The organism is Paenibacillus spiritus (genome assembly GCF_008710135.1).
GTDB lineage: Bacteria > Bacillota > Bacilli > Paenibacillales > Paenibacillaceae > Paenibacillus_AQ > Paenibacillus_AQ glufosinatiresistens.
The window spans coordinates 98,194-111,012 of sequence record NZ_VYKK01000030.1; the positions used below are offsets into that span (position 1 = coordinate 98,194).

Below are 12,819 nucleotides of genomic sequence, written 5' to 3' on the forward strand. Positions count from 1 at the left end.
CAGCCGTTCTGCCTCGCAAGCGGGCGGTCTTCCGGCTGTCGCTGAGGCTGTCGCTGTCCCTGTCGCTCACGACCGCCGCTGCTGCCACGGCCGCCGTCATTATCGCTGTCACTGCCGCCGTCGCCACCGAAGCCGCGCGGCGAAGAAGGGGCTTAGTCCCCGCTTCGCATATTCTCCAGCATGGTGATGGCGCTGACCAGATGATTGTCAAAAATCCGCTTCGCCACTCCGAGCAGCTCCTTGATGAGCGGATCGCGAAGCGAGTAGATGACCGTCGTTCCTTCCTTGACGCTGTTCACTACATTCTTGGCCCGCAGCACCGCAAGCTGCTGCGAGACGGCGGAGCCCTCCGATCCCAGAATAGCCTGGAGCTCGTTCACATTCTTCTCGCCTTCGCTGAGCAGCTCCAGAATGCGGATGCGCATCGGGTGGGCCAGCGCCTTGAAGAATTCACTCTTGAACTGCTGCACTTCATAATTCATTGCTCCGACCCCTCTGCTTCCGTTGTACTCACAGCTTAGCATACCCTTGACGCCTCGGCGATTCAAGACTTCCGGGTCCAGAGCCCGCCGCAGGCAGACGGCCAGAACCAAGATCTGCTGTCCGTCTACAGCTTCGGATAGAGCTGAAGCCGGTCTGCCCGAAGCGTGATGAATCCGCCGATGCCCATCGGCTCGCCGAGGCATTCAAAGGTCAGCTCCAGGTCGCCGAGCCGGAGCCAGGCGGTTCCGTCCTCCTCCAGCTCTTCCAGCACACCGGTCACCGCCGTCGTTCCATCCCCTTCAATGGAGATGGAGGGAGACGTCGCCCCCGGCGCCGGAACCGCATTTACCCAGCGGATGAACAGGCCCGGCACCTCCATCTCCACATCGAACCGCTCACCGGGGAGCGGCAGCGGCGGGCCCATCCACTGTCCTCTTCCTTCTCCCCAAGCCGCCGAGAAGGTCAGCAGCCCGCCCGGACCCGCCGGGGACACAATCGTAATCTCCACTGCAAGTTCCTCCAATCGTTCTTTCCCCCATTTGTACCGCCCGGGCGGGACGTTGTCAAGGATGGAGCAGGACATCGCCGCCTATGGCGTGGAGGGCTCCCGCGCCCGATGACGGCGCAAGGCCCGGGTTCCGCGTACCCGGGCCTTGCGCCGCTTCGGAGCATCAGGCGGCAGCAGCCGCCTGATGTGCCGGAACTATTCGGTTTTGATCGCTTCCAGCGCGCTCAGCCGCATCGCCCGCCGGGCGGGATAGAAGCCGGATACGAGACCGACTACGGTCGCGAACAGCACAGCTGACCCCATCAGCCAGAGCGGAATAACCGAAATCTGGCCGGCGGCGGCAGCGGACGGATCGCCCATGCCCATGCCGCCTCCGCCTCCGAGCGAGCCCAGCGAGCCCGCGCCGAACTTATTCAGCACATAGGAGGCGGTCAGACTGAACCCGACGCCCAGCAGACCGCCGAGGAAGCCGAGAAAGCCCGCTTCCAGCAGGAACAGCCTGCGGATATCGCCCAGCTCGCAGCCGAGCACCTTTATAATCCCGATCTCCCGGGTCCGCTCGTAGATGGACATGACCATCGTATTGGTAATGCCGATGGCGGCGACGAGCAGCGAGATGGCGCCGATGCCGCCGAGGATCATTTGCAGCGTCTTCGACGTCTCCTGCATTCCCTTGAGCACATCGGTGAGCGCGCTCGTCCCGAAGCCCATTTTCTTGATGGCGTCGCGGACACGCTCCACATCCTTGAGGTTCGCTACCTGCACAATCGCTGTCTGGTAGCCCTGCTGCTGTGAGAAGCCGGCCAGCGAGCTGTTCTCGGTCTTCGCATTCTCGCGGATCAGCTTCTGGAGATGCTCCAGATTGATGTAGACCGACCAGTCCTTCTCATTCTGCGTCTGGGCCAGCACACCGGCGGCTTTGATCTTGTACAGCCCGGCCGACTTGGCACCGCCGTTTCCGCCGTTTCCGCCGCTTCCGCCGCCGTTTCCGCCGTTGCCGTCGCCATTGCCGCTGTCCGCAGCGCTCATGTCTCCGCCGGTATTCGCCTGCTTCTCGCCGTACATCATGTCGAAGGTCATCTCCAGCTTGGCCGTCATCGGATCAATCTGGGGAGGCTGGGTGTAGACGACAGCCTTCGGGTTGTAGAAATTCATCGACGTCTGGGAACCGAAGACCAGATCCATCGCGTCGCCTTCGTTCAGCAGCCGGCCCTCTGCCAGCGGGAAGTCCAGCTTCGCCATAGCCTCCGGACGGATGCCCACCAGCGAGACGTAGCTGATCAGCTTGCCGGAGATCAGCTTCGCGGAGGCCTGAACGAGCGGCGTCGCGACCGTCACGCCCTTCAACTCGGACATGGCGCGGATAGAGCGGTCGTCGAGCTTGGCTGTGCCCGCTCCTCCCGCCCCGCCGGCCGGAGCGACGCTTCCATCCAGATAGACATTGATCAGGGTCAGGCTGCCCATCTGGCTGACCTGCCGCTTGAAGCTCTCATTCATGCCGATGCCAAGCGACAGCATGACGACGATCGCCGCCGTGCCGATGACGACGCCGAGAATCGTCAGGAACGAGCGCACCTTGCTCCGCCAGAAATTAATCAGCGCCAGCCGGACGGAATCAGAAATCGTCATCCAGTTCCATTTCCTTTCGTCTCCGGCGTCTTCTCCGCAGCACCAGGGCCGTTACTGCCCCGGCCAGAACCGCCAGAGCGGCCAGCCCGTACGGCAGGTATTTGCGCAGGGCGCTCTTCCCTCCCGCCTCCAGCGGCTGCTCCGGCTGCGCGCCGGACATATCCGGGGCAGGAGGCGCCTCCATCACCGTAACCTTGAACGGCTTGCGGATCTCGCTGCGCGTTCCGGCGGCGTCCTCAAAGGCAAAGACCACTTCGCCCTTCAGCTCGCCCGGCGCGTTCGCGGTGATCGTCGGCTGGAAGGTGTCGCTGCGGCCCGAGGCGAAGTTGCCGACATAATAGCTGCCGTTGGCGCTCTGGAAGCCTTCGCCCTCAACGGTCACCATCAAGTTGTAGAGCACCGCTTTGCCCATGTTGTAGAACTCCATGGAGAGCGGAACCGGCTGGCCCGGATAAGCCTCTCCGCCGACGGTCACTTCCCCCGCATTCAGCCGGTTCTCCTGCACGACCGGCAGGCTCACGGTCTCCTTGGACGTATACGGATTGCCCTTGGCGTCTTCATAGTCGAGGTTCAGCGTCAGCGAATAGACCTTCGGTTCGGCGTCCGGCTTGGCCCGGACTTTCAAGGCCCGCTGCACCGTCCCCCGGGAGGGCAGCGATTCAATGAACAGCGTGTTGCTGCCGTCAATGGTGAACGTGCCGTCGTCCGAGGTGACCGTCAGCTTGATGTTGCTGACGCCCATCAGGCTGCTGGTGTTAAGCAGCGCCAGCTCCACCGCCGCTTCCTTCCCGGCCGCCACCTGGCCGGGCTGAACCGCATAGCGGCTGACAATAATGCGCGGGACCGTCTTGAGCGCTTCAGGAGAAGCGGTCGCGGCTCCCTTGCCCTGCACATAGACGCCGACATACTGCTGAAGCGTGTTCTTCACCGTCTGGCCGGCTTGGACGACATCGTATTCCACCGCAATCGACACCGGATAATTGCGGGTCGCCGCGTCGGGAGCGACGGCCAGCTTGAAGCTGAGCGCCTTCGACGCGCCCGGAGCAAGCGAAGGCACAATGACGTTGCTCAGCGTCACCGGAATCAGTTCCTTGTCGGATGTCACGGAGACCTTCACGTTCTGCGCCTTCACGCCCCCGCTGTTGACAAGCCGGAAGCCGACGTTGAACCTGTCGCCCGGCAGCATCACGGATTCCGGGGAGATCAGCTTGTCGATCACGACCGCAGCCGGCGCGGCCCCTTCCGTCTGCCGGACCGGAATGAAGATCGGGCTCTCGTCGCTGACGGCCGCTCCGCTCTCATCCTTGTAATCCAGCCGCACGCCGAGCGGCTGGCTGCCGCCGGCAAGCCCTGCGGCTGCCGTCAGGCTGAAGACCGCTTCCTGCGTCCCGCCTCCGGCGATGGAAGCGATGCGGCGCGAGCCGGTATCGCCGCTCAGGGCGAAGCCGTCGGCCTTGAGGCCGGTCAAGGTAACCCGGACATTGCCGGAAGGAACCGTGCCGTCGTTGGCGATGCGTACCGCCAGCTTCACCTTCTGGCCGGGTACGGCCTCAGCCGGCGTCTGGCTGACGGAGACGAGCGAGATCCGGGCCGGCACGCTGCTGTTGGTGACCTTGATATAGAGCCCTTCACTGGAGGTGAACGGGTCGCCCGCCGCATTGGTGAAGGCATAATTCAGCTTCAGCGCATAGACGCCGGCGGCCGCGTCACTGCGCAGCTTCAGATTGAAGGCGGCCGCGCGCGTCTCGCCGGGATTGATCTGGTCGATTGTCTGGGAGAGATTGACCACTCCCGCCTCAAAAGGAATCTTCGCCGCATCGCCCGGCTCCAGCGTGACCGTCACCGACCGGGCCGCATTGCTGGACCCGTTCTTGATCGGCAGCGCCAGCGTGAGCATGCCGCCCGCTTCCCCGGAGGGGACGTCTCCGCCTCCGGCCACCGCCAGCTTGGGCACGAACTTTGTCGTGTCCACCGGGGTCGGCGTCGGCGTCGCCGCCGGCTTGACCGGAACCGCCTGCGTAATCGTCAGGCTCTGGGTCTCGGGGCTGCCCCCGTCAGGCAGGAAGCTGACGGTAAGCTTTTGCCCGCTGCCGCTGTAGACTACCGGAAGATCCACTGTGAAAGACGCTCCCGAGTAATCGACGCCCGCTTTATTCAAATCCAGCACATTGCCATCCTTGCCGTAGAACGAGCTGGAATCGTCGATTTGCAGAGACAGCTCCTTCGGCGCGCCGCCCTTCTGATTCACGCTCAGCCGGAGCGTCACTTCATCCGCCGGATTGATCTGGGCGGTGTTTCCCTTGTAAATTTTGTACCCGGTAAGGTCATATACCGGCCCCGGACTTGCCGTCTCGGCTTGTGCCGTCTGCCGCCCCGCCGGGAACAGCGCCGCCAGCATCACCAGAATAAGTGCCGCAGCCGTCAGCTTGAATTTCATAATTCTCTAACCCCCGAATGCTTCGTTTTGGACAATAATCTCCCGGATGCCGCCGTCGATGATGCGGACGACGCGGTCTGCGTACCGGGCAATCTCGTTGTCGTGCGTGACCATGACAATCGTCTGCCGGTTTCGGCGGGCCAGCGATTTCATCAGCTCCAGCACTTCCAGCGTTGTCTTGGAATCCAGATTGCCGGTCGGCTCATCGGCAAAAATAATTTCCGGCTTCGCCGCGAATGCCCGCGCGATTCCGACCCGCTGCTGCTGCCCGCCGCTCATCTGCGACGGCTTGTGCTTCTCGTGCGAGGCGAGGCCGACGGCCGCCAGCAGCTTCCGCGCCCGCTTCTCCCGCGCGGGACGCGAGATCCCCTTGAAGGTCAGCGGCAGCGCCACATTCTCCAGCGCGCTGAGCGCCGGAAGCAGGTTGTACGACTGAAAAATAAATCCCAGATGCTCCTGCCGGAACCGGGCGAGCCGCTTCTCCGACATGCCGCTGACGGCCTGTCCGCGGATCCGGACCGTACCCCGCGTCGGCTTCTCCAGCCCCGCCATGAGATTCAGCAGAGTGGACTTGCCGGACCCCGAGGTGCCGAGCAGACAGCAGAACTCGCCCCGGCCGATGGTCAGATTGATGCCGCCCAGAGCGACCACGCGCTCTCCGCCGATCCGGTAGACCTTGCGCAGATCGGTAATTTCGATAATCGGCCTGTTCCCGTCCTCGTTCACCTTCACCGATCCCTTCCACAGAATTTACTCTTTTTGTTCTTTTTTGCTTATATGTATGCACTCTTCCTTATTGTACAGAGAAAGATGAAGAGGAGGGTCTCAATTTGTTAGCAGATACGTTTCATTTTCTTAACCGAATGTCAAAAAAGCCCCGCACGGAGAACTCCGCGGGGGCTTGCAATGAACAGCTTACAGGTAAGGTACAATCTTCTTGTCAGTAAAGTACAGTCTTGTGAGAAAGGCACACTCTTGCAGGTAAGTTAAGGCTTACCCACAGGGAGTTACATCTGCGCCTGCTCGGCCTGGTAGACCTTCACATCCAGCGGGGCCGTCAGATACGAGGACGCCTGGCCGGCAAAAGCCTGGAAATGCGGGCTGGCGTTATGAGCCTGAACGGCGGCTCCGTCCTTCCATACTTCCACCATCACGAAGTCTCCCGGACGTTCCGCACTCTCATAGAGATCGTAGGAAAGGTTGCCTTCTTCCGCGCGGGTCGCTGTCAGCAAGGTGCGTACCGCCTCCAGAAACTCAGCCTGGGCTTCCGGCTTAACCGTCATGCGTGCATGAATAATGAACATGGGCTGTTATCCTCCTTTTCTTCGGGAACGATGGGTTATTTCCAATCCGCAATGCGTTCGATCGGCAGACGTACCGACGCATAGCCTTCTTCGGCGGCCTTGCCCATCGACAGCAGCATAACCGGAACATAGCGGTCTTTGTCCATGCCGAAGGCTTCGGCGATCTGATCCTTCTCGTAGCCGCCGATCGGGTTGGTGTCATAGCCGTGGGCGCGAGCGGCGAGCATGAGCTGCATGGAGACAAGGCCCGCGTCGATCAGAACGGTCTCCCGGTTCACCTGTTCCGAGGTGTTCGAGTAGTAGGCCGAGATCGAGGTTACCTGGCGGTCCTTGACTTCCTGCGGCATCAAGCCTTTGGCAACCGCCGTTCCGTAGATCTCTTCAATATACTCGATGCTGTTCATATCGCCGAAGATCGCGATGACAGCCGCCGAGGTCTCTACCTGCAGCTGGTTGAACTTGGCCAGAGGCGCCAGCTTGCGCTTGCCTTCTTCGCTCTCGATAACCAGGAAGCGCCATGGCTGCAGATTGACCGACGACGGAGCCAGTGTGGCTTCGGTCAGAATTTCCGTCATTTCTTCCTTGCTGATCTTCACGCTGGGGTCATATTTGCGGATCGACCGGCGACCCGCCACAATAGCCTGATAATCGTTGCTGCGCTGTGCTTGATTCATGTTAATAATCTCCTTCGTATATAAATTGGCGTTGCTTCTTCACTTCGTATAGGCGGCGTCCTGGATGGTTCTCAGGTTCGACTCCAGACGTTCCAGCATTTCCAGCAAAAGCTTCTGCTCCTCCGGGCCGAACCCGGCCAGCAGTTCATCGACAAAGCGTTCCCGCTCCTTGCGGTAAGCGGCCATCCGCGACCGCCCTTGCTCCGTCAGCGCCGCCAGCGCCGCCCGCTGGTCGGTCTTGCTGGACCAGCGGACAACAAGGCCCGCTTCCTCCAGCGCCTGAAGGTGGCGGGTAACCGCCGCTCCGTCGATGCCAAGCTCCTTCTGAATCAGCGACTGTCCGGCTTCCTCCGTCCGGGAGAGCAGACAGAGCAGCTTCAGGCGGGCCGGCGTAATGCCGGCGCAGCGTTCAAACACCGGGCTGATCCGCTTGTTCAGCGCCTGCATGGACTCCAGGATGCGTTCCCGTCCGGTCTCTGCCTCCGTCATGGCAGCTCCTCCTCTACCGGGCCTGCCAGAGATATAGCCGCCCTATAATTAATTGTGCAAAATCCGGTTTGACGTAACCTAGTATAGGTCTATTTCATTGACCCGTCAAGTACCTCTTTGACGATCGGTTTTTCGGCTTCGGGCCGGCCGCCAGCTCCACCCGCTGCGCGCTTCAGCCCTCCCGCCGTCCATAACGCTCGCGCAGGATTTCGGCCGCAGCCCGGACCCGTTGGTCGGCATAGCCCGCGTCTCTTCCGGGGAGCAGCTCCACGCCCTGCGCCGTCAGCGCCCGGCGCAGCCCCTCGGCCAGCAGCCCGGGGCTTCCCGGGCCCCCGAGCTCGGCGAGCGAGGCCATCGTCTCCGGCCGGACCGCCGGGTAGCTCAGCCCCTCGGCTCCGCCGGCCGCGCGTTCATAGAAGCGGCGCACCTGTTCGCCGCGCTCCCGGCCGGAGCCGGAGACAATGATGAAGGCGTGGACGAAATAGGCGTCGTTCTGACGCCGCTGGGCAATGCCGCAGAACTTCCGGCCTGCGACGGCCAGATCATATTCGCCGGGGCAGTAGGACCCGGCGATCTCCCCCGCTTCGATTCGGGCGGCCGTCTCCGGGTGGGAGACGGCGACGGCGCTGACGATGATCGACGCGAGCAGCCGGAAGTCGCGGTGGAAGTCGAGCGCGGCCCGGCTCTTGGGCAGAAGCAGCGCCACGTTCAACACGCCCCGGTCCAGCGGGACGGCCGCTCCGCCCGAATGCCGGACAGCTGTCCGGACGCCCGCCGCTTCAAGCTCCTCCATCGCCTCCCGGGCGAATGGCAGCCTGCTGTCGCGCAGCCCGAGAGCCAGCCCGCCGGGATGGCTCCAGATATGGACGGCGGGCGGGGACGCGCCGGACCCGACATCCCGGCAGAGCGTCTCCTCAAAGGCGAACGGCAGCAGCAGATCGCCGTCTTCCAGGCAGCCGCTCTCCCCCCGGTCTTCGCTCCGCCCTTCCCCGTCCCAATGCTCATGCAGCGCCATGCTCTCCCATTCCCATTCCATCTTCCGCATCTCTCCCTGTGTTCCAGTTCACGCCTATTGTAGCCGATTTCCGCCGGAAGGCAAAATCAGGATGGCCCCGGCCGTCCGGTTATTTGTAATCCCGTCCTCCGGGCGCTATCCTTGTAGGTAAGAGGCGGCGTCCAAGGCCGCCGGACCGAACCTTTGCGAAGCAGGAGGGATTCTCCATGTCCACGAACGCAAGCCCTCAGCCGGCCCAGTCCCGAACCCCCCGGAGCCGGCAGTGGGAGCAGGAACTGAACCAGCTCTACGGAGGCTTCCTTAAGCACAGCCGGCAGGCGCTGGCCGCTTACGACCGCGAGGCGGTGCATCAGGCGCGCACACACTGCCGCAGGCTCATGACGCTGCTGTCCGTACTGGACCCGGAGGACCGCTCCGGCCTTCACGCCGAATTCCGGAAAGCCCAGAAGGCGCTCGGCAAAGTCCGGGATGCCGATGTCTTCATCAAAGAGCTGAAGGCCCGGCGGCGTCGCGCCAAGCGAACGGACGGCAAGAAGGCGGTCAAGGCGCTGAAGGCCGTAGCTAAGCATGAGAAGCAGCACCGCGCCAAGCTTCGCCGGAAGCTGGACCGGAAGCTGCCCGCTGCGGTTGCCGGCCTGGATAAGCGGTGGAGCGCCTTCATCGGGCAGGACCTGCCCGGACTTGCAGAGCAGCGGAATGTCAATGTGCTGCTCCGCGAGCTGGAGGTTGCCTACGAGCAGCAGAAGAAGATCTGCAAGGATCTCTTCCGGCAGGAGAACGCGACCTCCCGGGAAGCGCTCGACGCTCTGCATCAGCTAAGGATTGCCGCCAAGAAGATCCGCTATACCGCAGGGGCCGCTTCCTTCGCGCTGGACCGCAAGTTCCAGTCCTATGAAGCCCTCTACCGGGACATTTCCGACAAGCTGGGCGCCATCAACGACAAGCGGGTCTGGCTGGAGCGGCTGGATGAGCCGCTGCGTCAGGAGCTGGATATCCCGCGCAAAGCCTGGGACCGGCTGACCGCCGGGCTGCGCAGCGAGCTGGGCGAAGCGCTGGCCGGCAACGGCATCGTTCCGGTTCCGGCCGCCAAGGCCCCGGCGGAGATCTGAGCCTGCATCCGCCAGGCGCAGGAATCTATCCGCTCGCGGACTTTCGGGCCGCAGCAGAATGGAAGAAGGGAAGAGCGATATTGCCGCTCTTCCCTTCTTTTTGCGCCAGAATTCTCCGCTTACCACGGCCAGGCTTCGCCCTCAAGGTCCAGATACAGCGGCTGCTCCGGCCGCTCCCCGCCCCGGCGCTCCACCAGCGCCGCAATCTTGCGGGCCGCCTCCTCCGGCAGAACGGGAGCATTCGGGTCGGGCTCTCCGTTCATGAAGGTGCGCATCCAGCCGGGATGAAACACCATAACCGCTCCTCCCTGCGGCTTCAGCTCCTGATGGACCAGGGAGGACTGCATATTGAGCGCCGCCTTGGACATGCAGTAGCCGTACATGGAAGTGCGGCTGTTGCGGGCGATGCTGCCCGCCTCCGACGAAATATTCACAACCAGCCGCCGCTCCCCCTGCAGCAGCAGCGGCAGCAGCGCCCGGGTGACGCGCAGCGTCCCCAGCGTGTTGACGTTGAAGATCCCGGCCATAGCCTCCATATCCATCTCTTCCCGGAGGGTGGCGTAATCCTGCGGCTTGATGATGCCCGCATTGTTGTACAGAATATCGACATGCCCGGTCTTCGCGGCAATCTGCCGCCCGGCGGCAGCGACGCTCTCGTCGTCGCCGATATCCAGCGGAACCCGGTGCAGGAGCCCGGCATACTGCTCTTCCAGCTCGTCCAGGCCGGACTCCTCCCGGCGATGCTCCCCGGCAAATACGGTATGCCCTCTCTCCAGCATTTCACGGGTCAGATGCAGGCCCAGGCCGCGGCCGGCCCCGGTTACGCAGGCAATGGATGTCATGGGTGTCCCCTCCTCTGTGTCTTCAGTGTGGGCCGTTTCCATTATAACGCTTTCATTCCGGCTCCGCACCCGTCATCAAATTGACAAATTTTCAATTCTCCCATATAGTTGCTAATACAACTAATTTAGAGAGAAGCGATTACACCATGAGTCATTCTGACCTGAACGGGGACAAGCTGTGGAGCCGCAGCTTTCTGTCCATCTGTTTGTGCAGTTTTTTTGTGTTCATTACTTTCTATATTCTGGCGGTTACCCTGCCCGCCTACGCCCTGGACGAACTGGACGGCGACAAGAACAGCGTCGGGCTGGTGACCACCGTCTTCGTCGTCGCTGCCGTCATCTTCCGGCCTCTCGCCGGCAGATGGCTCGATGAAATGAGCCGCCGGAAGCTGGTCCTGGCTTCGCTGGCGCTGTTCGGCGCCTGTTCCCTGCTCTATCTGCTTGTTCCCGGCTATACGGCGCTGCTTGCGCTTCGTTTTGTGCACGGCATCGCGTTCGGGGTAGCCGCCACCTCGACGTCGGCCATCGTCCTCGATCTCATTCCGAACCGGCGCAAGGGCGAGGGCATCGGCTACTTCACGCTGTTCATGAGTCTCGCCATGGTCATCGGTCCGTTCCTTGGCCTCAGTATCAGCGAGCATGCGGGCTACCGCCCGCTGTTCGTCTTCATCGGAGCGGCCGGAATGCTGTCGCTGCTCTGCGGGCTGCTCATTCCGATTCCGCCCCGCGCCCCCCGGCCGCAGGGAGAGAACCTTGGCCGCGGTCTGCTCCGCTACTTCGAGCCGAAGGCGCTGCCCATCTCGCTGGCAGGCTTCTTCCTGGCCTTCGCTTACGGCGCGCTGTCCACCTTCATCTCGGTGTACGCCGCCTCCATCGGCCTGACCAGCGCCGCCAGCTATTTCTTCATCGTCTTCGCGGCGATGGTCCTGCTGTCGCGGCCGTTCACCGGACGGCTGTACGACCGGCGCGGCGCGCATCTGCTCGTCTATCCCGGCGCGGTTCTCTTCGCCGCCGGGATGCTGGCGCTGAGCGCCGCTCATTCGGCGTTCGGCTTCCTGCTGACGGCGGCGCTGATCGGTCTCGGCTACGGCGCGATTCTGCCGAGCTTCCAGACGCTGGCCGTCCAGTCGGCGGCGCCCCACCGGGGCGCTCTGGCAACCAGCACGTATTTCGTGCTGTTCGACCTCGGCTTCGGCCTCGGCTCCTTTCTGCTCGGACTTCAGGCCGCCCATACCGGCTACCGGACCATGTACGTGACCGGCGGCCTGATTGCCCTGCTGTCGGTCTCCAGCTACTTCCTGCTGCACCACCGGCGGCAGAGCAGCGCCGCCTTGAAGGCCGCGGACCCGGTCCGGCAAGACTAGAAGCGGCCGGACTATGCCCGAATGAACAGCCCGGGCCTTTTTTAGCTTCCGGCTATCTCTTCGCGGATTCCTAAATATGGTATGCTGTTCAGGTAATCTTCAAATCCGGGCACAGGAGGCCTGATATTGATGAACCTGAAGCACCGCCGTAAGCTTATCCGGATTACAGCCGCTCTGGTCCTGATCGCACTGGCTTGGATTAATTGCAGAAGCTATCTCCCGACCACCTTTGACCAAGCTGCGACCCGTCATCATGCCCTCGATCTCCGCGAGGTAAGGAGCGTTGAGATCATCCGGCAGGACTCCGGCGGCGAGCAGACGATCACCCTGACCGGCTCTGCCCAAGTTCAGCGTCTGCTTGCGGTGTTCAACGGGGTCAAGCTGCGGAAATCCGGCTCTTCTCCCGGTGAATACCAAACGGTCTACTGGATTACGCTGCGGGGCGACAACTACAGACAAACCGGAATTATCCTCTATGACCATCGCTACATGATTATAAATGCGGTCGATTCGGATATCCCCAAAGACCGGGTCCGTTCCTTCAAGATCCTCTCCGGGCTGGACAACCGCCGAATCGACGACCTGTTCACACGCTAAAAAAGCTCCCCGCACCGCAGCAGGCAATTCCTCGCCTGCCCGCATTGCGGGGAGCTTATTCTTAGCGGAATCTTATGCTGCGATTCCCGCCCTTGCATAACCTTAGCTTCGCTTCTTGCCGCCGGTTATGAACCGCCATACCGCCAGCAGACATCCGACCAGCCCGATTCCCAGCAGCAGCTGCTGGAGGATGCCGAGCCCCGGACTGGTTGGCGGGATCTGGCTGCTGATGACAATCAGCAGAATAGCTCCGACCAGTGTGAGCGTATGGGTGCGTCTCACTGTTCTTACCTCCCGTCAGACATGGCTTTCGCCTTATACTGTCCACCCATTATAAAGGATTCGGACGGGAATATCGAAGAGCTCCA

14 protein-coding genes are annotated in these 12,819 nt (G+C 62.3%); 3 read left to right on the forward strand and 11 right to left on the reverse strand.

The features are described from left to right. Positions 1-152: 152 nt before the first annotated feature. From F4V43_RS18080 to F4V43_RS18120, 9 genes are all read right to left on the reverse strand, one after another. The gene (locus F4V43_RS18080) at positions 153-482 is read right to left on the reverse strand and encodes an ArsR/SmtB family transcription factor (protein ID WP_150459665.1); all 330 of its coding nucleotides are present in this window, start codon (positions 480-482) and stop codon (positions 153-155) included. A 125-nt stretch (positions 483-607) separates the two neighbouring features. Further along, on the reverse strand, positions 608-991 hold the full coding sequence (locus tag F4V43_RS18085) for a hypothetical protein (RefSeq protein ID WP_191089643.1): 384 nt from the start codon (positions 989-991) through the stop codon (positions 608-610). Between the two features lie 195 nt (positions 992-1,186). Then, a complete protein-coding gene (locus F4V43_RS18090; RefSeq protein ID WP_150459667.1) occupies positions 1,187-2,620 on the reverse strand; it encodes an ABC transporter permease in 1,434 nt (477 codons plus the stop codon). Beyond that, entirely contained in the window at positions 2,607-5,057 is a 2,451-nt protein-coding gene (locus tag F4V43_RS18095; protein ID WP_150459668.1) for a COG1361 S-layer family protein, read from the reverse strand. Before F4V43_RS18095 ends, F4V43_RS18090 begins: the two co-directional genes overlap by 14 nt. Positions 5,058-5,063: 6 nt before the next feature. Next, positions 5,064-5,783: an ABC transporter ATP-binding protein gene (locus tag F4V43_RS18100; protein WP_223879954.1), complete on the reverse strand. Its 720-nt coding sequence runs from the start codon at positions 5,781-5,783 to the stop codon at positions 5,064-5,066. A 281-nt stretch (positions 5,784-6,064) separates the two neighbouring features. After that, the gene (locus F4V43_RS18105; protein WP_150459670.1) at positions 6,065-6,361 is read right to left on the reverse strand and encodes a putative quinol monooxygenase; all 297 of its coding nucleotides are present in this window, start codon (positions 6,359-6,361) and stop codon (positions 6,065-6,067) included. A gap of 35 nt (positions 6,362-6,396) precedes the next feature. Then, positions 6,397-7,035 (reverse strand): nitroreductase family protein, encoded by a 639-nt coding sequence (locus F4V43_RS18110; protein WP_150459671.1) that lies wholly within the window; start codon positions 7,033-7,035, stop codon positions 6,397-6,399. A gap of 39 nt (positions 7,036-7,074) precedes the next feature. Then, positions 7,075-7,524 carry a MarR family winged helix-turn-helix transcriptional regulator gene (locus F4V43_RS18115; protein ID WP_150459672.1) on the reverse strand — a complete coding sequence of 150 codons (450 nt, stop codon included), beginning with the start codon at positions 7,522-7,524 and terminating at the stop codon, positions 7,075-7,077. 172 nt (positions 7,525-7,696) lie between these two features. Then, entirely contained in the window at positions 7,697-8,560 is an 864-nt protein-coding gene (locus F4V43_RS18120) for a biotin/lipoate A/B protein ligase family protein (protein ID WP_191089644.1), read from the reverse strand. A 185-nt stretch (positions 8,561-8,745) separates the two neighbouring features. Here F4V43_RS18120 and F4V43_RS18125 point away from each other — a divergent pair, with 185 nt between their 5' ends. Next, positions 8,746-9,648 (forward strand): CHAD domain-containing protein, encoded by a 903-nt coding sequence (locus tag F4V43_RS18125; protein WP_150459674.1) that lies wholly within the window; start codon positions 8,746-8,748, stop codon positions 9,646-9,648. A gap of 119 nt (positions 9,649-9,767) precedes the next feature. On the opposite strand, the gene F4V43_RS18130 is transcribed toward F4V43_RS18125, so the two are convergent. After that, positions 9,768-10,490 carry an SDR family oxidoreductase gene (locus tag F4V43_RS18130; protein WP_150459675.1) on the reverse strand — a complete coding sequence of 241 codons (723 nt, stop codon included), beginning with the start codon at positions 10,488-10,490 and terminating at the stop codon, positions 9,768-9,770. 146 nt (positions 10,491-10,636) lie between these two features. Between F4V43_RS18130 and F4V43_RS18135 the strand changes: the two genes are divergently transcribed. Further along, positions 10,637-11,854: an MFS transporter gene (locus F4V43_RS18135; RefSeq protein ID WP_150459676.1), complete on the forward strand. Its 1,218-nt coding sequence runs from the start codon at positions 10,637-10,639 to the stop codon at positions 11,852-11,854. 129 nt (positions 11,855-11,983) lie between these two features. Then, a complete protein-coding gene (locus tag F4V43_RS18140; protein WP_150459677.1) occupies positions 11,984-12,451 on the forward strand; it encodes a hypothetical protein in 468 nt (155 codons plus the stop codon). A gap of 102 nt (positions 12,452-12,553) precedes the next feature. Here the strand turns inward: F4V43_RS18140 and F4V43_RS18145 are convergent, their stop codons facing one another. Continuing rightward, positions 12,554-12,733: a hypothetical protein gene (locus tag F4V43_RS18145; protein ID WP_150459678.1), complete on the reverse strand. Its 180-nt coding sequence runs from the start codon at positions 12,731-12,733 to the stop codon at positions 12,554-12,556. Positions 12,734-12,819: the final 86 nt, after the last annotated feature.

Bases quoted from the DNA above. Each gene is read 5' to 3' on its own strand.
- F4V43_RS18080 (WP_150459665.1), bottom strand. From the start codon at position 482: ATGAATTATGAAGTGCAGCAGTTCAAGAGTGAATTCTTCAAGGCGCTG.
- F4V43_RS18090 (WP_150459667.1), bottom strand. From the start codon at position 2,620: ATGACGATTTCTGATTCCGTCCGGCTGGCGCTGATTAATTTCTGGCGG.
- F4V43_RS18095 (WP_150459668.1), bottom strand. From the start codon at position 5,057: ATGAAATTCAAGCTGACGGCTGCGGCACTTATTCTGGTGATGCTGGCG.
- F4V43_RS18105 (WP_150459670.1), bottom strand. From the start codon at position 6,361: ATGTTCATTATTCATGCACGCATGACGGTTAAGCCGGAAGCCCAGGCT.
- F4V43_RS18110 (WP_150459671.1), bottom strand. From the start codon at position 7,035: ATGAATCAAGCACAGCGCAGCAACGATTATCAGGCTATTGTGGCGGGT.
- F4V43_RS18115 (WP_150459672.1), bottom strand. From the start codon at position 7,524: ATGACGGAGGCAGAGACCGGACGGGAACGCATCCTGGAGTCCATGCAG.
- F4V43_RS18120 (WP_191089644.1), bottom strand. From the start codon at position 8,560: ATGGAATGGGAATGGGAGAGCATGGCGCTGCATGAGCATTGGGACGGG.
- F4V43_RS18125 (WP_150459674.1), top strand. From the start codon at position 8,746: ATGTCCACGAACGCAAGCCCTCAGCCGGCCCAGTCCCGAACCCCCCGG.
- F4V43_RS18130 (WP_150459675.1), bottom strand. From the start codon at position 10,490: ATGACATCCATTGCCTGCGTAACCGGGGCCGGCCGCGGCCTGGGCCTG.
- F4V43_RS18135 (WP_150459676.1), top strand. From the start codon at position 10,637: ATGAGTCATTCTGACCTGAACGGGGACAAGCTGTGGAGCCGCAGCTTT.
- F4V43_RS18140 (WP_150459677.1), top strand. From the start codon at position 11,984: ATGAACCTGAAGCACCGCCGTAAGCTTATCCGGATTACAGCCGCTCTG.